The following is a 21485-nucleotide window of genomic DNA, read 5'->3' as shown; positions in this document are numbered from 1 at the left end:
CGGCGAAGGGGGCGGGCGCTCCGCGGAGCGCCCGCCCCCTCGGGGACTGCCGTGTGCCGTACCGGACTACGGCACGACCTTGCCGATCCGTACGCTGCCGAGGCCCGCGACCGTGCCGCGCGCGTTCACCAGCTGGACCTGGCCGAAGAACTCACGGCCCTCCGGAGCGGCGGCCAGCGCGGTCGCGCTGCCCGAGACCGTCGCCGACTCGCCCGTGCCGAGCTCCACCGGCGCCGAGTCGTCCACGGTGACCGAGCCGAGGGACGCGGCGAAGTACACGTCCCGGTAGTCGTACTCGGTGGTGCCGGACGGCACCGAGTAGCCCGCGACCTCCACGGTGTACGTACCGGCGGCCGGGGCCGGGATCGACACCGACTCCTCCGAGTCGCCGTCGGCGGACTGGCCGGCGACGTCGCCGTCCTCGTCGTAGACCGTCAGGTCCAGGTCGGAGGCCGCGTCGGAGACGCCCCCGATGGCGACGTCGAGCGACGCGGCGCCCTCGGGCACCTCGACCGTGGTCGTCCGCGTCTCACCCTGCGCGATCGTCGGGCGGGACGTCTCGGCCGAGCCGAGCGGGCCGCCGACCAGCTTGCCCTCGAGGGCGGCGTACTGGTTCGTCACCGTCCAGGTGACGGTGGCCGGGGTGCCCACCCGGGCCTCGGGCACGGTCACGACCGCCGGGTCGAAGACGGCACCGAGGACGTCGACGTCCAGCGTGTACGGGTTGTCCAGCAGCGGCGAGGTGCGCCGCGACTCGACCTCGATCTCCCAGACGCCGGGCTGCGGGTCGGCGTACGCGCGCACGTCCGGTCGGCAGCCGTTGCCGTCGAGGTAGTTGTTGTAGCACTTCGGCGTGGAGGTGTCGTCGACCGCGACGCCGTAGGGGTGGATGGCGATGAACCGGGTCTGGCTCTTGTCCTTCAGTCCGCCGATCGCCACCTCGAGCGTCTTCGCGCCCTCGGGGACGGTCACGAAGTACGACTGGGTGCTGTTGCGCTGCACCGAGTTCTTCGCGGAGAAGGAGTACTTCAGCGGCGTGGAGACCACGACCGTGGTGAGGACCTGCTTGTCGACGCCCTCGGTGCGCGGGTCGTCGACCTCCAGGATCGCGCTCTTGAGACCAGCGGAGTCCGGCCGCGCCTCGACCTTGACGGTCACCGGCTCGTCGAGCGGCAGCTTCACCTCGTCGGAGCCGACGATCCGGAAGGTGCGCCCGGCGTTGTTCTCGAAGTGCAGCTCGTGCCGGATCGCCTTGTCGGCGCCGGACGTACGGGTCAGCGTGATCTCGTACGTCTTCTTCTGGCCCGCCTTCAGGCCGCCCTCGCGGTCGTACAGGCCGGTGCCGTAGCCCGGGGTCTTGAGGAACTGGTCGATCGCGGTGTCGACCGGCGCCTTCACCGTGTAGTCGTGCGCGGTCGCGCCGCGCTCGATGGCGCGCCAGGCGTCGGGCACGTTGACCAGGCCCGCGCCCTCCTCGTACGCCTGCACGCCCTTGATGTGGTCGGCGGTTGAGGTCAGCGCGGTGCGCAGCTTCGCCGGGGTGAGGTCGATGCCCTCGCGCTTGGCGGCGGACAGCAGCAGCGCGGCCGCGCCGGCGGCCTGCGGGGAGGCCATCGAGGTGCCCTGGAGCATGCCGTACCCGGCGGGCAGCTGGTAGCCCGCCTCCGGGACGGGGGCGCCGGGCATCCAGGTCTGGATGCTGTTGATCGCGGCGCCGGGCGCGGTGAGCGTCGGGGTGAACCCGCCGTCCTCGCGCGGGCCGCGGGAGGAGAACGGCATCATCGCGTACTTCGTCCGCACCGCGGAGCCGTAGTTGGCGGCCCAGGTCTCGCGGGAGATGGACGCGCCGACCGAGATGACCTTGTCGGCGAGGCCCGGGTCGCCGATGGTGTTGGCGCCGGGGCCCTCGTTGCCCGCGGAGATCACGAGCTGGACGCCGTAGGTGTCGATGAGGCGCGTGTAGAGCTCGGCGCGTGCGTTGTTGCCGTCGTTCAGCGCCGGGAGGCCGCCGATCGACATGTTCACGATGTCGACGCCGCGCTTGGCGACGAGGTCGATCATGCCCTCGGTGAGCGCGACGTTGGTGCAGCCGCCGGACCAGGAGCAGGCCCGCGAGGAGACGATCTTCGCGCCCGGTGCCGCGCCGTTCATCTTCCCGCCGAACAGCCCGTTGGCGGCGGTGAGGCCGGCCACGTGGGTGCCGTGCTCGGACTCGATGACGCCGATGTTGACGAAGTCGGCCTTGGCGCCCGCGCCGTTGTAGACGACGTCCTTGCGGATCTCGACCACGAACGGCTGGCGCTCGGCCACGTCCGTCTTCGGGTCGTCGGTGCCGAAGTAACCGACCTGGAAACCGTCCTTGTACGGCTTCATCGGGGTGTCGTCGGTGAAGTCGTGGTTGTTGTTCAGGTCGACGCGGACCGTGCCGGCCTGCGCGTCGTACAGGACGCCCCAGGAGTCGGTGGTGTCGCCGTCCCGGTTGGCGTCGCCCTTGGCGTCGCCGCCGGCGGTGACGGACTCGCGGAAGACGTTGACCCGGTAGGAGCCCGCGGGCGCCGTCCAGCTCTGGCCGCCGTAGGTGAAGGCGGGGCCGGAGGCCGCGGTGTCCATGCGCCGCCAGGTGGCGTCCCCGTCGACGACCGGGTCGGTCGCGGTGACCCAGTCGACGATCTTGCGCTCGCCGGTGGTGGTCTTCTGCAGCGCCGGGTGGGCGAGGTCCACGCCCGAGTCGAGGATGCCGATGGTGACGCCGCGGCCGTCCGCCTTCGGGTTCTTCTTCACGAAGTCGACGGCGCCCGTCTCGAAGGACGGGTTGTACGGGTTCTCGGCGGGCGTGTTCCGGTTCGGCGCCGGGTGGGCGCGGCCCTTGGTGGCGGCGCCCCGGGCCGTGTCCGCGCTCGGCGTCGGGTCGTCCAGCGGGATCTCGTCGCGCAGGTCGATGCCGTGCACGGAGGAGAGCTTCGCGGCCGCCGCGATGGCCGCGTCCGCCTCGGCGGTGGGGACGGTGGCCCGGACGTAGCCGAGCTTGTCGTCGGTGCGGCCCACGGCGCCGCCGCCGACGGCGTCCAGCTCCGCGGCGACCTGCTCGGTCTGGCCGGGCGCGGTGGCGACCATCATCGTGACGGTCTTCGTACCGTCGGCCTTCGCCTCGGCGAGCCGGTCCGCGTCGTCCGAACCGAGCTTGTCGTGCGCGGACTTGACGGAGGCGTCGGCCGGCGCGGCGGTCCCGGTGCCCGGACCGTCGGCCGCGAGGGCCAGGGGCATCGGCCCGGCCGCGGAGAGCGCGGCGACGAGACCGGCGGCCGCGGCCATGCGGGCCGCGCGTCTCGCGCCCGGTATCGGTTCGCGCTGGGAGGTGTGGGTCATCTGCATCCCTTGGTGGTGAAGGAACGAGCGTGTACGACCGGGGTCGATCGGCTCTGGCCGAAGCAGTCCGGAATGCGATCCCGGACGACCGCTCAGCTTTACGCAAGGGATCGCTGTTTGGGGAGAGTTGTCCGTGACGTCAGGGAGCCATGGCGTACTTCCGCCATACGCCATCGGGGACGTAAGGGACGGCGTGTGACAATCCCGCGGACACCCGCCGACACGAGGAGGGACCGGCGGGCAGTCGCGCCCGCCGGTCCCTCCTCTCCCCTCCTGGTACGGCCCCGGTCCGTCACTACCGGGGCAGCACCACGACGCAGGCGGCGGGTTCCCTGTCCTCGGCCGTCGTCAACGCCGTTCGGACCACGGCCGCCTGGTGTGCCGGCGACTCCCGCAGCTTGCGCGGCGTGACGTGCACGACCGTGATGCCCAGACGTTCCAAGTGCTCGCGCTTGCGGGCGTATTCCGACCACAGCGCGTCGTCGTCCTGGCGGTGGGCGCGGGTGTCCAGCTCCAGGGCCACCGCCTGCTCCGGCCAGTAGGCGTCCAGGCCGCCGAGGTGGGGGCCGCCGGGCAGTCGCAGGTCGACGTTCCACACCGGGTCCGGCAGCCCGTGCTCGCGCACCATCCGGTACAGGCGCTGCTCCGCGATCGCCCGTCCCTCGGCCACCAGCGAGTCCACGGCGTCCACCACGTGCGGCCGGCCCAGCAGCCGTGCCCGGTTCAGCTCCCGTACCACCGCCGCGGGTTCGCAGTGCCCCCCGCGCACCGCCTCCGTGAGCAGCCGGCGGACGACGCCGGCGTCCTGCAGTCCCGCCACCGCGTCGGCCAGGGCGCGCGCCACCGGCGCCACCGGCACCCCGGTGACCTGCACGGCGGCGGGCAGCGCGGCCGTGCGCACGATCCGCGCGCAGCCCGTCGAGCGCAGCCGGCGCATCCTCGGCACCAGGACGTCGAAGGCGTCCAGGGACGGCAGCGGGGGAGCGCCGGAGAAGCCGTGCAGGGTCAGCGCGGCCAGGCCCGTGATCACGGCCTCCGCGTAGCCGGGGTCCGGCGTCCCCTCCGTGCCGGGCTGGACCGGCACGGAGGGGAGACCGGCGGGACGCTCCCGGGCCGCGTACAGCAGCACGGCGTGCAGCCGCTCGTCGCTGGTGGGCGCGCCCGGATGGAGCAGGACGACGTTCGGCAGCAGCCGCTGCCAGGGCCCGCCGGGACGGCACTGCTCGTCGACCTCGGCGGCCGGGACACCGTGCGCCCGCAACTGGGCGACCGTCATCGGACGGCGCCGGCCGTCGGCCGGCTGGTGGAGGGGGCGGGGGGAGAGCGGGGTGTTGTGCGTCATGACCGGGGACTTCCCGCGCCCGATCCGCCCTTTAACCGCTGTTACACGCCCATCGCCGAATCCGGACAGGCCCGTCCTCAAGGACGGGTGTTCGGATGCCGAAAAGCCCTGGTCCGCGACCGTGCGGACCAGGGGTTACGGCTGCCATTGACCGGATTCCGTAACGATGACGGAGCGCCCAATCATTGGCCAGAGCTAGGTGCTCCCCGACGCCGGGCCGGCGGGTGCGCCCCGAAGGGGCGCGGGGAACCGCCAGACCAGCCGCAGAGCACCCGCGGACAGCGGACGACCTGCGGGAGCTTCCCCTCACCGACCGCCGGCGGCAGCCGCGTCGCACGCCTGTCCCCGCAGCGCCCGGGCCAGGTCGTCGCGGGCCTCCAGCACCAGCCGGCGCAGCGCGGGCGCGGCCTTCTCGTGGGCGGACAGCCAGGCGTCCGTGGCGTCGAGCGTCTCCTGCGAGTCGCGCAGGGACGGGAACAGGCCCCGGACCACGTCCATGCCGATCTGGATCGACCGCTCGCTCCACACCCGCTCGATCGACGCGAAGTACTTCTCCGCGTACGGCGCGATCAGCTCGCGCTGCGAGGCCTGCGCGAAGCCCGCGATGGTCGCCTCCACCAGGGCGTTCGACAGCGCGTCCGACTCCACGACCTGCGCCCAGGCCTGCGCCTTCACCGCCGCCGACGGACGGGCGGCCAGGCAGCGCACCTGGTGCCGCTTGCCGGAGGCCGTGTCGTCCCGGGCCAGCTCGGCCGCCAGCACGCCCTCGTCGGCCTCGCCGTGCGCGGTGAGCGGCTCCAGGAACACCCAGCGCAGCTCCTGGTCCACGTCCAGCCCGTCGATCTTCTCCGTGCCCTCCAGCAGACCGCGCAGCAGCCGCAGTTCCGCCTCGTCGGAGGCGACCGTCGCGAAGAACCGCGCCCACGCCAGCTGCTGCTCGCTGCCCGGCGCCGCGTCGCGCAGTTCCCGCAGCGCGCCCTCGCCCAGCAGCCGCCCGCAGTCCTCGCGCCCGTCGGGGGCCACGTAGTGCACCAGCGCCGAGGCGGCCCAGGCGTGCAGCATCTGGAGCACGCCGATGTCGGACTCGCGCCCCGCGAACCGCAGCACGAGCCCGGCGAAGTCCCGCGCCGGCAGCAGCGCGTCCCGCGTCATGTTCCACAGCGCCGACCAGCACAGGGCACGGGCCAGCGGGTCGGTCAGGGCCCCCAGGTGCTCGCGCAGCGTCGCCAGCGAGGTCTCGTCGAAGCGGGTCTTGCAGTACGTCAGGTCGTCGTCGTTGACGAGGACCAGCTCGGGCGCCTCGGCCCCGGCCAGCTCCGCCACCACCGTGCGCGGCCCGTCGACGTCCACCTCGGCGCGCGCGTACCGCTCGAGGGCGCCCTCACCGGTACGCCGGTACAGGCCCACCGCCACCCGGTGCGGGCGCAGTTCGGGGTGCGACTCGGCGGCCTCCTGCACGACGGCCAGCTCGTCGACGCGGCCCTCGGCGCTCAGCAGCACCTGCGGGGTCAGCGCGTTGACGCCGGCCGTCTGCAGCCAGGACCGCGCCCAGGCCGCCATGTCCCGCCCGCTGGTCTCCTCCAGGACCGACAGCAGGTCGCCGAGCCGGGTGTTGCCGTACGCGTGCCGCTTGAAGTAGCGCCGCGCGCCCTCCATGAAGGCGTCCTGCCCGACGTACGCCACCAGCTGCTTGAGCACACTCGCGCCCTTGGCGTACGTGATGCCGTCGAAGTTGAGCTTGGCGTCCTCCAGGTCACGGATGTCGGCCGTGATCGGATGCGTCGAGGGCAGCTGGTCCGCGCGGTACGCCCACGCCTTGCGGCGGTTGGCGAACGTGATCCAGGCGTCCTTGAACCGGGTGGCGCCGACGTTGGCGAACGCGCCCATGAAGTCCGCGAAGGACTCCTTCAGCCACAGGTCGTCCCACCACTCCATGGTGACCAGGTCGCCGAACCACATGTGCGCCATCTCGTGCAGGATCGTGTTGGCGCGGCCCTCGTACGACGCCCGCGTCACCTTCCCGCGGAAGATGTACTCCTCCCGGAAGGTCACCATCCCCGGGTTCTCCATCGCGCCGAGGTTGTACTCGGGCACGAACGCCTGGTCGTACTTCCCGAAGGGGTACGGGTAGTCGAAGTGGTCGTGGAAGAAGTCCAGGCCCTGCTTGGTGACGAGGAAGACGTCGTCGGCGTCGAAGTGCGGCGCGAGACCCTTGCGGCACATCGCGCCGAGCGGGATCTCCAGCCGCGTGCCGTCCTCGAACACGCGCTCGTAGGAGTCCGTGACGTAGTGGTACGGCCCCGCGACCACGCACGTGATGTACGTCGAGATCGGCTTCGTCTCCGCGAACCGCCACACGCCGTCGGCGCGCTCACCGGCGCCGTTGCTCCACACCGTCCACGCCTCGGGGGCCCGCACCTCGAAGCGGAACGGGGCCTTGAGGTCGGGCTGCTCGAAGCAGGCCATGACCCGGCGCGAGTCGGCCGGCTCGTACTGGGTGTACAGGTACACCTCGCCGTCCTCGGGGTCGACGAAGCGGTGCAGGCCCTCGCCGGTGCGGGAGTACGCGCACTGGGCGTCGACGACCAGCTCGTTGTCGGCGGCCAGGTCCTCCAGGACGATCCGGGCCCCGTCGAAGACCTCGCTCGGGTCGAGGTCCCGCCCGTTCAGGGACACGGCGGTCACGCTCGGTGCGATCAGGTCGGCGAAGCTGCTCGCGCCGGGCTCGTTGCAGCGGAAGCGGATCGTGGTGACCGAACGGAAGGTGCGCGGCCCCTCGCCCTGCGCGTCGCCGAGGGCCGAGCGCACGTCGAGGGACACCTCGTAGCCGTCGACGGACAGCAGGGCGGCCCGCTCCCGGGCCTCGTCGCGGGACAGATTCTCACCGGGCACGGGCGGCACTCCCTCGGGTGGTGTTCAGTATGCGGACAGCACTGATCCTGCCATGTGCCCCTGACACGCGGCAGCCGGGAATGGCCGAGGTCAGCTCTTGCGTTGCCCGGGAAGAACGCTCGGCCGCGCACGCCCCACGAGGAGAGACATGTCGGACAAGACTCCCGTCGACTTCTGGTTCGACCCGCTGTGCCCCTGGGCCTGGATGACCTCCCGCTGGGTCCTCGAGGTCGAGAAGGTGCGGGACATCAAGGTCCGCTGGCACCTGATGAGTCTCGCCGTCCTCAACGAGGACAAGCTCGACACGCTGCCCGAGGACTACCGCGACATGCTGGAGAACAAGGCCTGGGGCCCGGTGCGGATCGTCATCGCGGCCCAGGAGGAGCACGGCTCCGAGGTCCTCGGCGACCTGTACACCGCGCTCGGCACCCGCATCCACAACCAGGGCGAGGGCCTGGGCAAGGAGACGATCGCCGCCGCACTGAAGGACGTGGGCCTGCCCGAGTCCCTCATGGACCACTGGGACGACACCCCCTACGAGCCCCAGCTGCGCGCCTCCCACAAGGAGGGCATCGACAAGGTCGGCCAGGAGGTCGGCACCCCGGTCATCGCCGTCCCCGGCGCCGACGGCGAGCAGCTCGCCTTCTTCGGCCCGGTCGTCACCCCGGCTCCCAAGGGCGAGGAAGCCGCCAAGCTCTGGGACGGCACCCTCGCGGTCGCCTCCGTCCCCGGCTTCTACGAGATCAAGCGCACCCGCACCAAGGGCCCGGACTTCAGCAACCTGTAGTGCGGAAGGACTCCGGCAGACCGAGACCGGGCCTCCGGCCGGACCAGGACCGCACCCGCTCGCATCCGGCGCGGGTGCGGCGCCGGCAGGTGCCCAGGCCGGCCCCGGGCACCTGATCCGCCGCGCGCAAAGGCGGCGATCCGGCCCGCGGACTCCTCCCGCGGGGGACCATGGAGACCCCCCACCACTGGAGGCGAGTCCCACCCCATGACGGAGATCGACACCTCTGTGCCGCACTCGGCCCGGATCTGGAACTACTGGCTGGGCGGCAAGGACAACTACCCGGTGGACGAGGCGGCCGGCGACGCCTACACCGCCGTCTTCCCCGGCATCGTGACCATCGCCCGCAGCAGCCGCGCCTTCCTCGGCCGCAGCATCCGGTACCTGGTGCGGGAGGCGGGCGTCCGGCAGTTCCTGGACGTCGGCACCGGACTGCCGACGGTCGACAACACCCACGAGGTCGCCCAGCGCCACGCCCCCGAGGCACGGATCGTCTACGTCGACAACGACCCGCTGGTCCTCGCCCATGCCCGCGCCCTGCTCACCTCCACCCCCGAGGGCGTCACCTCCTACGAGGACCTCAGCCTCTTCGAGCCGGACCGCGTCCTGGAGGCCGCCGGCCGGACCCTGGACCTGACCCGCCCCACCGCCCTGATCCTCAGCGGCATCCTCGGCCACGTCGCCGACCACGACCGGGCCCGCGACCTGGTCCGCCGCCTGATGGCCGGCCTGCCCTCCGGCAGCCACCTCTGCGTCAACGACGGGTCGCGGGGCACCGACCCGGACTACGAGGCGGCCCAGGACGGCTACAACGAGACCGGCGCCGTCCCGTACTTCCTGCGGCCCGTCGAGCAGATCGAGGCCTACTTCGAGGGCCTCGACCTGGTCGACCCCGGCGTGGTGTCCGTCCCGCTGTGGCGCCCGGACCCGTCCCCCGACGGCACGGCCCCGCGGCCCGTCGGCCAGCACGGCGGAGTCGGCCGCAAGCCCTGACCCACGTCCGGCGGGCACAGGGACACAGGAAGCCCCCGCGAGTCACGTCCTCGCGGGGGCTTCCCTCATTCCGCCTGCCGCCGTGAAGGGTGAGAAGACGATCACGAGGCAGGACGTCGGTGCTCAGGCGCTCACGGCGCCAGCAGCAGCGTGTTCGTCCGGGACCTGGCCGCCTCGTACCGCTTGGCCACGTCCTGCCAGTTGACGACGGCCCACATGGCGTCGATGAAGTCGACCTTCTGGTTCTTGTACTGCAGGTAGAAGGCGTGCTCCCAGGCGTCGAAGACCAGGATCGGGGTGGAACCCTGGCCCACGTTGCCCTGGTGGTCGTAGACCTGCTCGACGATCAGGCGCCCGCTCAGCGGCTCGTACGCCAGCACGCCCCAGCCGGAGCCCTGCGTGGTCGCGGCGGCCTTGGTGAGCTGCGCCTTGAAGCCCGCGAAGGAGCCGAACGACTCGGCGATCGCGTCCGCGAGCTCGCCCGTGCCGTCCTTCTCCAGCGGCTCGCCGCCGCCGTCACCGGTCATGTTGTGCCAGTAGATGGAGTGCAGGATGTGGCCGGACAGGTGGAAGGCCAGGTTCTTCTCCAGCCCGTTGACCGACCCCCACGACTCCTTGTCCCGCGCCTCGGCGAGCTGCTCCAGGGTGTCGTTGGCGCCCTTCACGTAGGCCGCGTGGTGCTTGTCGTGGTGCAGCTCGATGATCTCGGGGCTGATCACGGGGGCCAGCGCGGAGTAGTCGTACGGCAGTTCAGGAAGCGTGTAGACGGGCATGGCGGATCCCCTCCGGCCTGTTATTGCAAACAGCTTGCAAGTGCACGCTAGCAGCAAGAGGGGGTCCGGGGGCGTCCGAGGGCCGGCCGGGCGTGCCGCCGGGGGCCGCCCGGGCGTGCCGCCGGGGGGTCGCCCGGGCCGAGCGGGACACCGGCACCGGAGGGGCCTGCCTCCGAATCGGTCCACGAGTTCTTCACCGAGATCACTACAACCCTTTCCGGTTGTGGTGCACATCACAACTAATACCTGACGGTTACCCGATATCTGCCCGGTTTCTGCGATGGACGAGCCCGCCGACCCCCGGCTTCGATAAGGAACTTGCATTCAGGGGGGCGGCAGATTTCCCCTCGTAATCGAGAAGGGAGTCGTGGTGTCACCATCACGACGAATATTCAGCAGACGTCAGTCTCTGGCCATTTTCGGCGGAATTGCGGCAGGTACCGCCCTGCCTTTGGGGGCATTCGGAACCCGTCCCGCGTACGCGGCGGGCACGGCGGCGGCCGAAACCGGTACGGGGCTGCCCGCCACCGACCGCGGAAAGGTCGTGCAGGCATACCGGACCGGTGGCCGCGCGGTGCGCACGGCCGCGGCGGCGGCGCTCGTGGGCAGTGCGGACGACGTGGCCACCTTCCTCGGTGAGAGGCTGCCCGCGGCCACGGCCGAGGACAACCGGTTCACGCTCACCGAGGCCCTGGTCACCGCGGGCAAGGCCACGCGTGCCGGCATCGGCCAGGCGCTGTCCGGCGGGGACGCGGCGGTCGCCGCCTATCTGGAGGGCGGTTTCGCGGCCGCCGTGACCGAAGACCTCCAAGTGGGCGTGACCACGGTCAACGCGCACGGCGGCAAGGCCGTGCAGCGCGAGTCCTCCGAGGCGCTCGCGGCCGGCACGGACTTCGCGCTGCGGGCCTTCCTCAGCACCGGCCAGTACGACGCCCTCCACGAGGACCGGCGCGTCCAGGTGACCTCCATCCTCGTGACCGCCTCGCCCCAGGTGCGGGAGTACGCGGAGCGGGCGCTCGACGACGGATCCCCGCGGGCGATCCAGTGGTTCCTGACGACGGGGCAGTACATCGCCCGGGCGCGGGACGAGGAGACGGCGGAGATCCAGCAGCTGGTCAAGATCGTGGAGTCGGAGGGCCGGCTCGCCGAGCGCAAGACCGACGAAGCGGTCCAGCTGTCCGAGCAGGCGGTCGAGGCCGCCGACAAGGCCAAGACGGCCGCGCTGGAGGCGAAGGCCGAGGCGCAGGCCGCGGAGCAGGACGTGCAGCGCTCGGCCAAGGCCGCGAACAAGGCGGCACGGGCCGCCCAGGGTGCCGCGGCCGCCGCGTCGACCGCGGTGTCCGCCTCGCGTACCGCGCAGGCCGCGGCCCGGCGTTCCGTGGCCGCCGCGAACGCCGCCTCGGCAGCCGCCGCAGCCGCGGGCCGCGCCGCGTCGCGTGCCTACCACGCCGCGATCAGCGCCTCCAAGAACGCCAACATGGCGGATGCCGCCAACCAGGCGGCGCAGGCGGCGCGGGCCATGGTCGACTGGGTGCGCTCCGTGGCCGCGAAGGCCACGCTCGCGGCCCTCGCCTCCGACGCGGCCGAGGCCGCGGGCAACGCCGCCGCGGGAGCCGCGGTCAACTCGGCCGCCGCCGCGCGCGCGTCCGCCGACGCGGCCGTGTCCGCCGGTGCCGCGCGGTCCGAGGCCGCCGAGGCGCAGCGCCAGGCCTCCGTCGCGGAGGCCGCCGCCGGCCGGGCCACGGCGGCCGCGAGCCGGGCCTCGACCCTGTCCCGCAGGTCGGCCGCCGCCGCGCGCACCGCGTCCGCCGCCGCCGACAGCGCGGCCGACCACGCGGAGAAGGCTGCCGCCGCCGCCGAGGAAGCGGCCCGCAACGCCGGCAAGGCCGTGGACTACGCCAACCGCTCCACCGCCGCCGCGGACGCCGCCGTGGACGCCGCGACCAAGGCGTACGACGCCGTCACCGAGGCGCGTGAGGTCGAGCAGGAGGCCCGAGAGGCGGAGATCGCCCGGCTGAACGAGGAGACCGAGGAAGCGATCGAGGTCGCCCGGCAGCAGCGGAGCGAGGAGACCGACCGCCTGGAGCGCGCCAACCGGGAGCGCACGCAGGAGGCGCGGCTGTCCGAGGAACTCGTCGCGCTGATCACCGCCATGGAGGCGGCGCTCGCGGACGGCCGGACCGGGGAGGCCGTGAGCAAGGGGCGGCAGGCCGCCGTCCGGCTGCTCGACGGGCCGGGGACGTGGACCCGGGAGGCCGCCGCGTACGCGCTGGCCGGAGTGGACGAGGACGTCCTGCGCTGGATCGAGGCCGACCGGCTCATCGCCCTGCAGCAGGACAACGCGGAGTTCGTCGCATCCACCGCCGCGATCTCCACGCAGAACGTGGCCGAGGCGGCCGCGGCGGCGCTGGAGACCGAGGACGCCGCCGCCATCAAGACCTTCCTGGAGAAGGGCGCGGTCGAGGCGGCCAGGGACGACAACGAGGTCGAGATCACCACGCTCCTCGCGGACCCGTCCACCGGCACCGCCGTACGGCGTGCCGCCGAGGCCGCCCTGACGGACGGCTCCGCCGAGGCGCTGCACACCTTCCTGCACGTGACGCGCGCCGCGGCCGTCCACGAGGACGACAAGGTCGCGGCCACCACGCTCCTGGCGAACGGCGGCCCGTACGTCCAGGCCGCGGCGAAGGTCGCCCTCGAAGGCGACACGCACATGCTGCGCCAGTTCATCGGCACGACGCAGCACGAGTTCGCGCGGATCGACCACGACTACGCCACGCACGTCAGCGCCATCCGTGCGGCGATCGCGCGGGCGGCCAAGGTCGCCCAGGACGCTCTGGAGGACGCGGCACGCGCCTCCGAGGCCGCGGCGCTCGCACGCCAGGCCGCCGACAAGGCGACCGAGTGGTCCAACAAGGCCGAGGGCTGGGCCAAGGACGCCAAGGCCTCCGCCGAGGAGGCCCGGCAGAACGCGGAGGCCGCGGAAGCCTCCGCGGACGCCGCCGCCAAGTCGGCGCAGACCGCGGCGAACGCGGCCGCGGCGGCCCGCAAGGCGAGCAGCGTGGCGCGGGACGCGGCGAACCGTGCCGTGCGCTCCGCCGAGACGGCGGCGTCCTACGCCGCGGACGCGCAGGCCTCCGCCACGCGTGCCCGGCAGGCCGAGCTCGCGGCGGGCAAGTCCTACGCCGAGGCGGCCGTGGCCGCGACCGAGGCGTGGGTCGAGGTGGTCAAGGCCGCGATCAAGCAGGCGATCCAGGACTCGATCAACAACTCGAAGGTGCCGATCGACGGCGAGACCGGGCTTCCCGAGGGCGCCGAGAGCTGCCTGACACCGTTCGGGGACCCCATCGAGCACCGCAACAACACCAACCCGTGGGAGCTGGGATGGAGCTGGCTCACCGGCAGCGGTCCCGGAACGCAGTGCTTCGGTCCGAACGACGAGTTCACCCGCATCTACCGCGAGCACGCGCACACGAAGGGGACGCTCGACTACTTCCTCAGGGAGTGGCAGCGGACCGGGAAGTACGAGTTGGGGCACACCTACCTGTACGACTACGCGCTCAGCGGCCCCGAAGGGGTGGGCAAGTACCTCACGGACTACGGGACCCTCACCACGGGCGGGCTCACCGGCAACCTCGCGTACACGTTCCTGGGCTCGCACCAGGTCCGTATGACGCCCATCCGGGAGAACGCGGACGGGTCGGTCACCTGGCGCTACACCGCGTACAACGAGTCGGACATCGAGTCGGCGACGCACCCCCCGGTCATCGGGTACACCGAATGGTGGAGCGACACCGTGGGCGCGTTCGTGGACAAGGTCGTCGGTGACGAGGGGCCGATGTCGCCCAAGACCCAGGTGATCGAGTTCGACGTTACGCTGGGCCCGTGACACGCAAGAGGGCGAGCGAACGGCGGCTCTTCGCCGTACTCGCCGCTTCGGCGGTGCTCGTCTCGGGGTGCTCGGGGGCGATCGACCCGGAGAAGCTGCCCGGTGTGTACCGCTCCGCGGACGGCGGGCGGATCGAGCTCTCGGCGACGGGCACGTTCTCGGCCACCGACGTCACGACGAGCGAGGGTGCGGAGCCGGTCGATTTCCGTGGCAGCTGGAATTACGAGGCTCCGGGAACGTCGAGTGATTTCGTGTACCTGGGGGTCGAGGACGGCGGGCTCGGCAGGACCGCCGGAATCCAGCTCTATGTAGACGATCAGGACACGCTGTATTTCCAGTCCGATCCGGACGGGCCGGTCACGCAGGAGCTCCACAAGACGAGCTGAGTGGTCCGACGACGCAGGGCGGAAAGGGCGCGAGGTTCTCCTTCGCGCCCTTTTCCTCTTCTTCCCGGCACCTCTCGGCGGGCCGCATGACGAGCTATTGCGAAGTCGTTATGGAGATCGCTACAACCCTTCTCTGGTGTGATGCGGATCACGATCCATACCCACCGGATATTCGGTTTCCGTCCGTTTCAGGTATTGGACGCGCTCGCCAAGTGCCCGCTTCGATGAGGGGCTTGAACCTGAGGGCTGTCGAGTTTGAGGACTGTGATGAAGCCACGCAGCGCATTTGTGCGCATTCTGGGTGCCGCGGCCACCGCCGGCGCCCTGGCATGGGCCGTACTGGCCCAGGGCGGCGCGGGTGCCGCCACCGTGTCCGCCACCGACGTCGTCGCCGACGGCACGCCCGGCTACGCCTTCGAGGACTACAACTACCCGAACGCCGAAAGGATCCTGGCCGAGCAGAACGTCGTCCTCAAGCGCGGCGACGGCCACATCGTGCTCGCCGACTGCGCCGGCGAGGGCAACCTCCTGCGGTTCCTCGCGCGCGACCACGAGGACGTCTGCTTCGAGGTCACCGCCGACGAGGGCTTCCTGACCCTCGAACTGCCCGCGGTGCACGGGGTGAAGACGGACGACTCCACCAACACCCACCTCGAGATGACTGCCGAGGGCGACCAGGTCGCGTACGACATACCCGCTGACACGTGGAAGGGCGTCGGCGAGTCCGTCGACGGCCGCGAGCACGTCCTGGTCGAGATCCGCGTCAACAACTAGCCCGGGTCGCCCCGGGAATGAGGAAACCACTCGTATGTCTTCCATCAGACGTCCCCGTCTGGCCGCGCTCGGCGCGGTCGTGGCCGCCGGGTCGCTCGCGCTGAGCGCGGCACCCGCCGTCGCCATCACCGGCGGCACGCCGGTCGCCGGCTCGGACACCACCCATGCCTACACCGCACAGATCACCATCGGCGACCACGACCGCGGCTGCTCCGCCGTCCTCGTCGACGCCGAATGGCTGCTCACCGCGGCCAGCTGCTTCGCCGAGAACCCGGCCGCCTCGCTCGCCGTCCCGGCCGGCGTCCCCGCCAAGGCGACCACCGCCGTCATCGGCCGCTCCGACCTCTCCGGCACGCAGGGCGCCGAGCGCCGCGTCGTCGAGATCGTGCCGCGCACGGACCGCGACGTGGTCCTGGCCCGCCTCAACCGGCCCGTCACCGACGTGGCCCCCGCCCAGCTCGCCACCACCGCGCCCGCGGCCGGTGCGGAGCTGACCTTCGCCGGCTACGGCCGTACGAAGACCGAGTGGGCGCCGCTCCAGCTGCACACCGGCACCTACACCGTCGACTCCACCGCGGCCACCTCCGCGGGTGTCACCGGCAAGGGCGGCGCGGCCGCCTGCATGGGCGACACCGGCGGCCCGGTCGTCTCCGGGGGCAAGCTCGTCGGCCTCAACAGCCAGTCCTTCCAGGGCGGCTGCCTCGGCACCGACGAGACCCAGACCTCCACCGCGGGCGTCATCGCGCGCGTCGACGACCTCGCCTCCTGGATCGACGCGGCGGTCGGCGCGACCCGCATCGTCGACTTCAACGGCGACGCCGTCGAGGACATCGCCATCGGCGACCCGATGGCCACGGTCGGCGGCGACACCACCGCGGGTCTCGTCCGCGTCGTCCACGGCGGCGGCAAGGGCACCGCCGAGATCACCCAGGACCTCGACTGGGTGCCCGGCGGCACCGAGGCCGGTGACCACTTCGGCAACCACCTCGCGACCGTCGACTACAACGAGGACGGTTACACCGACCTCGTCGTCTCCGCGTCCGAGGAGAACGTCGGCACCGCGGTCGACGCCGGCTTCGTCGACATCCTGTTCGGAGGCAAGAACGGCCTCGGCAGCGGCCCGGCCACCCGCCACTTCGAGCAGGGCTCCGGCAACGGCTCCATCAAGGGCTCCGCCCCGGAGACCGGCGACCGCATGGGCGCCTCCCTCGCCGCGGGCACCACCGCCGCAGGCGAGCCGTGGGTCCTGATCGGCACGCCGGGCGAGGCGCTCGGCTCGCTCGCCAAGGCGGGCGCCGCCTTCTACGTGCACGGCGACACCAACATCGCCATCAACCAGGACACGGCGGACGTCCCCGGCGCGGCCGAGGCCAACGACGCCTTCGGCACGTCCGTCGCGGGCGACTCCAACTTCATCGCCATCGGCGCCCCCGGTGACGCCATCGGCGGTGACGCGAACGCCGGCAACCTGGCCGTGCTCAGCCACAAGCTGGACGCCGCCGGACGGCCCACCGTGGTCGCGGGCCTGGACCAGGACAACGAGAAGATCAGCGGCGCCGCCGAAGCCGGCGACAAGTTCGGTCAGGCCCTCGCGCTGGTCGCCTACCGCCCGTCCGGTGCGGCCACGGCGACCGACTCGATCCTCGCCATCGGCGCGCCCGGCGAGGCCCTCGCCCCCGAGACCGGCGCCGCGCAGGCGGCCGGCGCGGGCAACGTCGTCCTCGTGCACTTCGGTGCCAACGGCACCTGGGACTACCTGCACGCGCTCAACCAGGGCTCCGCGACCGACGACCGCTCCGGCACCATCGAGGCCGGCGACTCCGTGGGCGCCGCCCTCAGCGCGGTCAACACCGCTCCCCGTAAGGTCGGCTCGGCCGCCACCCTGAAGATCGCCGTGGGCTCCCCCGGCGAGGACCTCGCGGGCTTCACCGACGCCGGTGCCATCCACACCTTCTCGCTGATGGACTCAGCAGGCGCCAACGACCTGTGGATCGAGGCCGGCGACGGCGACGGCATCCCCGGCTCCCCGGGTGAGGGCGAGAAGCTGGGCACGAGCATCCTCTTCACGCCGCGGAACCTCTACGCCGGTATGCCCTACGGGCCCGCCGCCACCGGAGCCCTGCACGTCCTGCCCTTCCCGAACGCCGTGCCGGGCGGTACGAGCCTGCCCGCCACCACGTACCAGCCGGGCCAGGGCGGACTCCCGGCCAACGGCGACTACTTCGGCTACTCCGTCGGGTAACGGCTGCCGCCGTACGCCATGAGCCCCCGAACCGTCCGGTGACGCTGCCGGTCGGTTCGGGGGCAGGCTCCTCGCGGCCCCGCCGGGCTTCGGCTCGGCGGGGCCGCGAGGGTGACTAGGACGACAGGGTCTGGGCGCGCGCCCGCCGCCGCTGCCAGGCGTAGCCGACCGCGGCCAGGACCAGCGTCATCCCGCCCGTCGAGTACAGCTGCACCCGCGTGTCCGGCTCGCGGGCCATCAGCACGAACACCGTGGCCATGCCCGCCAGCGCCACCCAGGTCAGCCACGGGAACGCCCACATGCGCACCACCAGCTTCTCCGGCGCCTCCCGCTCCAGACGGCGCCGCAGCCGCAGCTGGGAGACGGCGATGAAGATCCAGACGACCAGGATGACCGCGCCGATCATGTTCAGCAGCCAGGAGAAGACGTCGTCCGGCCGCCAGTAGCTGAGCAGCACGCAGCCGAAGCCGAAGAGCGAGGAGACGAGGACCGCGATCCGCGGCACCCCGCCCGAGACCCGGCCCAGCACCTTGGGGCCCTGGCCGCGCTCGACCAGCGAGTAGCCGATGCGCGAGGCACCGTAGATGTTGGCGTTCATCGCGCTCAGCAGCGCGACCAGCACGACGACGTTCATCAGCTGGCCGGCGCCCGGGATGCCCAGCTCGTCGAGGGCGGCGACGTACGGGCCCTTCGCCACGACCTCCTCGGAGTCCCAGGGCACCAGGGTGACGATCACGGCCATCGAGCCGATGTAGAACAGCGCGATCCGCCACATCGCCGTGCGCACGGCGCTCGCCACGCCCTTGACCGGGTTCTCCGACTCGGCCGCGGCGATGGTGACCGTCTCCAGGCCGCCGTAGGCGAACACCGAGGCGAGCAGGCCGATGATCAGGCCGTTGCCGCCGTTCGGCAGGAAGTCGTCCAGGTGGGAGGTCCCGGGGGAGTCGGTGCCGGGCAGGACGCCGGCGATCGCCAGGACGCCGAGCACCAGGAACAGCGAGATCGCGCCGACCTTGAGGGTGGCGAACCAGAACTCGAACTCGCCGAAGTTCTTCACGGCGGCCAGGTTCGTCCCGCAGAACACCACCATGAACAGCGCCACCCACGCCCACTCGGGCGTGCCCGGCAGCCAGCCGTGCACGATCTGCGCCGCACCGATGCCCTCCAGGCCGACGGCCGTGCACAGCAGCACCCAGAACGACCAGCCCGCGGTGAAGCCGGCCCAGGGCCCGATCGCCCGCTCGGCGTGGGCGGAGAAGGAGCCCGACGAGGGATACGCGGCGGACATCTCGCCCAGCATCCGCATCACCAGCATCACGAGGAGACCGGAGAGGGTGTAGGCGACGACGATCGACGGCCCGGCGGCGGCGATGCCGGCACCGGAGCCGACGAACAGCCCCGCGCCGATCACCCCGCCGAGGGCGATCATCGACAGGTGGCGCTGCTTGAGGCCGTGCGAGAGGGAGGCGTCGTCCGAGAGCGGCGGCGCCTCGGTCGTGGTGCTGTCGGGCATCTGGCGGCTCGTCCAATGCGTGGGGGACGGGGGTAAAAACGCCCACAGTCTGGGCGGTGCCGCCACCCTGCGACAGCGGCTGCCCATCATGCGGACGGCCACGATACGGAACGTGACAGTCCAGTAGCTCGCCGGCGTACCGGTCCCGCGGTGGCTCCCCGGCCTCCCGCGGCCCCGCGTGCTTTGGCGGGATCCCACAGCCGGCACCCGCCGCCACGGGTGACGCCCGCCTCCCCACCTCAGTGACCGGTATCACCTCGGAACGCGTGTGCCCGGTGCTCTTTGTCGGGAGCCCACCAAGCTGCCGATCCAGCCTTTGTCGAGCGCTGCTCGTGATCGGCTCCGGCCCGCTGGGATAGCGTCGCGGTGTCCCGACATGTCCACACCACCGCGGAGTCCCCATGAGCACCGCTGCCGTCCCCGCCCGCACCGGGCAGGTCCTCGCCGACCTCATCCCTTCCTCCCGAGTCCGGGACGTCGCGCTCGTGGCGGGCGGTGCCGTGCTCACCGGCATCGCCGCCCAGATCGCGGTGCCCGTCCCCGGCTCCCCGGTGCCGGTGACCGGCCAGACCTTCGCGGCGCTCCTCGTCGGCACCTCCCTCGGCGCCGGCCGCGGCCTGCTGTCCCTCGCGCTGTACGCGCTGGTGGGCATGGCGGGCGTGCCGTGGTTCGCGGAGGGCGGCTCCGGCACCGGCGCCCCGTCCCTCGGCTACGTCTTCGGCATGCTGCTCGCCGCCACCGTCGTGGGCGCCCTCGCCCGCCGCGGCGCCGACCGTTCGATGCTGCGCACGGCCGGCACGATGGTGCTGGGCGAGGCGATCATCTACGCCGTGGGCGTCCCGTACCTCGCCCTGGCCGCCGACATGTCTTTCGGCGCCGCCGTCGCGGCCGGCCTCACGCCGTTCCTGATCGGCGACGCCCTCAAGGCCGCCTTGGCCATGGGCGTGCTGCCGGCCGCCTGGAAGCTGGCCGGCAAGCGGTGACGCCGTAGCAGCCGACGCGCGAAGAGGCTCGCCGGGTCGTACCGCGACCCGGCGAGCCTCTTCGTTGTTCTCCCACCCGTACGGCGACGGGTTCGCCGACGTCAGCTCCTGCGGGCGACGATCCGCTGCTTCACGACGGCGATGACGAGCACGATCGCCGCGACGAGCAGCGTCAGCAGCACCGTCGTGCGCCCGTCGTGCTCGGTGTCGGTCAGCATGTAGCCCAGCACGAAGACGATGACCCCGGCGGTCACCCAGGTCAGGTACGGGTACAGCCACATCCGCACGACCAGCTTCTCCGGCGCCTCGGCCTGGATGATCTTCCGCAGCCGCAGCTGCGAGAAGCAGATGACCAGCCAGACGAAGAGCGCCACGGCGCCCGACGAGTTGAGCAGGAAGAGGAACACCGTGTCGGGGAACTTGTAGTTGAAGAAGACCGCGACGAAGCCGAAGACGACGGAGGAGAGGATCGCCGTCTGCGGCACCCCGCGCCGGGTGGTGCGGGCGAACGCCTTCGGCGCGTCACCGCGCTGACCGAGCGAGAAGGCCATGCGGGACGCCGTGTACAGCCCGGAGTTGAGGCAGGACAGCACGGACGTCAGCACGATGAAGTTCATGACCTCGCCGGCGTTCGGGATCCCGAGGGAGTCCAGGGCGGCTACGTAGGAGCCGAGGTCGACGATCGACTGGGAGTCCCACGGCAGCAGGGTCACGACGACGAAGATCGACCCGAGGTAGAAGACGGCGATGCGCCAGATGATGCTGTTGGTCGCCTTGGTCACGGCCCGCTGCGGGTCCTCGGACTCACCGGCGGCCAGGGTGGGGATCTCGCTGCCCATGAAGGAGAAGACGACCAGCAGCACGCCGGTGAGGATGGCTCCGGGCCCGTTCGGCAGGAACCCGCCGTGCTCGGTCAGATTGGACAGTCCCGCCTGGTCGCTGTCGACCCCCGGCAGCACGCCGAAGACGGCCAGCCCGCCGACGACGATGAACGCGGCGATCGCCACGACCTTGATGCCGGCGAACCAGAACTCGAACTCGCCGTAGGAACCGACGGAGGCAAGGTTGGTGGCGGTCAGCACCACCATCACGATGAGGGCCCAGCCCCACTGGGGCACGGCCGGTATCCATCCTTCGAGGATCTTGGCCCCGGCGGTCGCCTCCACGGCCAGCACGACGACCCAGAAGAACCAGTAGAGCCAGCCGATGGAGAAGCCGGCCCAGGGCCCGAGCGCCCGGTCGGCGTGGGCGGAGAAGGAGCCGGACGTCGGATTGGCGGCGGACATCTCGCCGAGCATCCGCATCACGAACACCACGAGGGTGCCCACGAGGGCGTACGACAGGAGAATGCCGGGTCCGGCCGTGGCGATACCGGAACTGGATCCCACGAACAGCCCGGCCCCGATGACACCGCCAATGGCGATCATCGAAAGGTGGCGGTTCTTGAGTCCGGCCTGGAGCCCGGTCCCGGGGTCTCCGGGCTCTCCGGGGCCGTTCCCGGCCTTGGTCAGGGTCGGCTGCGAAGTCATGGGGTGTTTTTCCTTT

Annotated in this window: 13 protein-coding genes; 7 read left to right on the top strand and 6 right to left on the bottom strand. The window is 71.9% G+C overall.

Going from position 1 to position 21485, the window contains the following annotated elements; all coding sequences use genetic code 11:
- Positions 1-66: 66 nt before the first annotated feature.
- The 3 genes from ACGF3H_RS04035 to pepN form a co-directional block, all read right to left on the bottom strand.
- Positions 67-3366, bottom strand: coding sequence for a S8 family serine peptidase (locus ACGF3H_RS04035; RefSeq protein WP_362488874.1), 3300 nt, complete (start codon positions 3364-3366; stop codon positions 67-69).
- A gap of 295 nt (positions 3367-3661) precedes the next feature.
- Positions 3662-4708 (bottom strand): hypothetical protein, encoded by a 1047-nt coding sequence (locus ACGF3H_RS04030; RefSeq protein WP_362488872.1) that lies wholly within the window; start codon positions 4706-4708, stop codon positions 3662-3664.
- 306 nt (positions 4709-5014) lie between these two features.
- Positions 5015-7600: an aminopeptidase N gene (pepN, locus tag ACGF3H_RS04025; RefSeq protein ID WP_362488870.1), complete on the bottom strand. Its 2586-nt coding sequence runs from the start codon at positions 7598-7600 to the stop codon at positions 5015-5017.
- A 148-nt stretch (positions 7601-7748) separates the two neighbouring features.
- On the opposite strand from pepN, the gene ACGF3H_RS04020 reads away from it, so the two are divergent.
- Both ACGF3H_RS04020 and ACGF3H_RS04015 read left to right on the top strand, forming a co-directional pair.
- Complete coding sequence (locus ACGF3H_RS04020; RefSeq protein ID WP_362488868.1) at positions 7749-8387, top strand: DsbA family protein; 639 nt, start codon at positions 7749-7751, stop codon at positions 8385-8387.
- A 207-nt stretch (positions 8388-8594) separates the two neighbouring features.
- The gene (locus tag ACGF3H_RS04015; RefSeq protein ID WP_362488866.1) at positions 8595-9380 is read left to right on the top strand and encodes an SAM-dependent methyltransferase; all 786 of its coding nucleotides are present in this window, start codon (positions 8595-8597) and stop codon (positions 9378-9380) included.
- Positions 9381-9511: 131 nt separating this feature from the next.
- Here the strand turns inward: ACGF3H_RS04015 and ACGF3H_RS04010 are convergent, their stop codons facing one another.
- Entirely contained in the window at positions 9512-10153 is a 642-nt protein-coding gene (locus ACGF3H_RS04010; RefSeq protein WP_362488864.1) for a superoxide dismutase, read from the bottom strand.
- 451 nt (positions 10154-10604) lie between these two features.
- Here ACGF3H_RS04010 and ACGF3H_RS04005 point away from each other — a divergent pair, with 451 nt between their 5' ends.
- The 4 genes from ACGF3H_RS04005 to ACGF3H_RS03990 all read left to right on the top strand — a co-directional run bounded on the left by ACGF3H_RS04005 (position 10605) and on the right by ACGF3H_RS03990 (position 17444).
- A complete protein-coding gene (locus ACGF3H_RS04005) occupies positions 10605-14042 on the top strand; it encodes a hypothetical protein (RefSeq protein WP_362488862.1) in 3438 nt (1145 codons plus the stop codon).
- Complete coding sequence (locus ACGF3H_RS04000) at positions 14039-14428, top strand: hypothetical protein (RefSeq protein WP_362488860.1); 390 nt, start codon at positions 14039-14041, stop codon at positions 14426-14428. The genes ACGF3H_RS04005 and ACGF3H_RS04000 overlap by 4 nt, the downstream gene beginning before the upstream one ends.
- A 267-nt stretch (positions 14429-14695) precedes the next feature.
- A complete protein-coding gene (locus ACGF3H_RS03995) occupies positions 14696-15202 on the top strand; it encodes a hypothetical protein (RefSeq protein ID WP_362488858.1) in 507 nt (168 codons plus the stop codon).
- A 34-nt stretch (positions 15203-15236) separates the two neighbouring features.
- Positions 15237-17444: a S1 family peptidase gene (locus tag ACGF3H_RS03990; protein WP_362488856.1), complete on the top strand. Its 2208-nt coding sequence runs from the start codon at positions 15237-15239 to the stop codon at positions 17442-17444.
- A 115-nt stretch (positions 17445-17559) separates the two neighbouring features.
- On the opposite strand, the gene ACGF3H_RS03985 is transcribed toward ACGF3H_RS03990, so the two are convergent.
- A complete protein-coding gene (locus tag ACGF3H_RS03985; RefSeq protein ID WP_362488854.1) occupies positions 17560-18957 on the bottom strand; it encodes an amino acid permease in 1398 nt (465 codons plus the stop codon).
- A gap of 401 nt (positions 18958-19358) precedes the next feature.
- Between ACGF3H_RS03985 and ACGF3H_RS03980 the strand changes: the two genes are divergently transcribed.
- Positions 19359-19940, top strand: a complete 582-nt coding sequence (locus ACGF3H_RS03980) for a biotin transporter BioY (protein WP_362488852.1) — start codon at positions 19359-19361, stop codon at positions 19938-19940.
- 101 nt (positions 19941-20041) lie between these two features.
- Here ACGF3H_RS03980 and ACGF3H_RS03975 read toward each other — a convergent pair whose 3' ends face one another.
- Positions 20042-21469 carry an amino acid permease gene (locus tag ACGF3H_RS03975; protein WP_362488850.1) on the bottom strand — a complete coding sequence of 476 codons (1428 nt, stop codon included), beginning with the start codon at positions 21467-21469 and terminating at the stop codon, positions 20042-20044.
- Positions 21470-21485: the final 16 nt, after the last annotated feature.

The sequence above is a fragment of the Streptomyces sp. NPDC048185 genome (genome assembly GCF_043202495.1).
In the GTDB taxonomy this organism is placed as follows: domain Bacteria; phylum Actinomycetota; class Actinomycetes; order Streptomycetales; family Streptomycetaceae; genus Streptomyces.
The sequence above is the reverse complement of the archived record's forward strand: the minus strand, read 5'-3'. Positions and strand labels throughout refer to the sequence as shown.

Coding starts and splice junctions, on each gene's coding strand:
- ACGF3H_RS04035 (WP_362488874.1), bottom strand. CDS start 3,366: ATGACCCACACCTCCCAGCGCGAACCGATACCGGGCGCGAGACGCGCG.
- ACGF3H_RS04030 (WP_362488872.1), bottom strand. CDS start 4,708: ATGACGCACAACACCCCGCTCTCCCCCCGCCCCCTCCACCAGCCGGCC.
- ACGF3H_RS04020 (WP_362488868.1), top strand. CDS start 7,749: ATGTCGGACAAGACTCCCGTCGACTTCTGGTTCGACCCGCTGTGCCCC.
- ACGF3H_RS04015 (WP_362488866.1), top strand. CDS start 8,595: ATGACGGAGATCGACACCTCTGTGCCGCACTCGGCCCGGATCTGGAAC.
- ACGF3H_RS04010 (WP_362488864.1), bottom strand. CDS start 10,153: ATGCCCGTCTACACGCTTCCTGAACTGCCGTACGACTACTCCGCGCTG.
- ACGF3H_RS03995 (WP_362488858.1), top strand. CDS start 14,696: ATGAAGCCACGCAGCGCATTTGTGCGCATTCTGGGTGCCGCGGCCACC.
- ACGF3H_RS03990 (WP_362488856.1), top strand. CDS start 15,237: ATGTCTTCCATCAGACGTCCCCGTCTGGCCGCGCTCGGCGCGGTCGTG.
- ACGF3H_RS03985 (WP_362488854.1), bottom strand. CDS start 18,957: ATGCCCGACAGCACCACGACCGAGGCGCCGCCGCTCTCGGACGACGCC.
- ACGF3H_RS03980 (WP_362488852.1), top strand. CDS start 19,359: ATGAGCACCGCTGCCGTCCCCGCCCGCACCGGGCAGGTCCTCGCCGAC.
- ACGF3H_RS03975 (WP_362488850.1), bottom strand. CDS start 21,469: ATGACTTCGCAGCCGACCCTGACCAAGGCCGGGAACGGCCCCGGAGAG.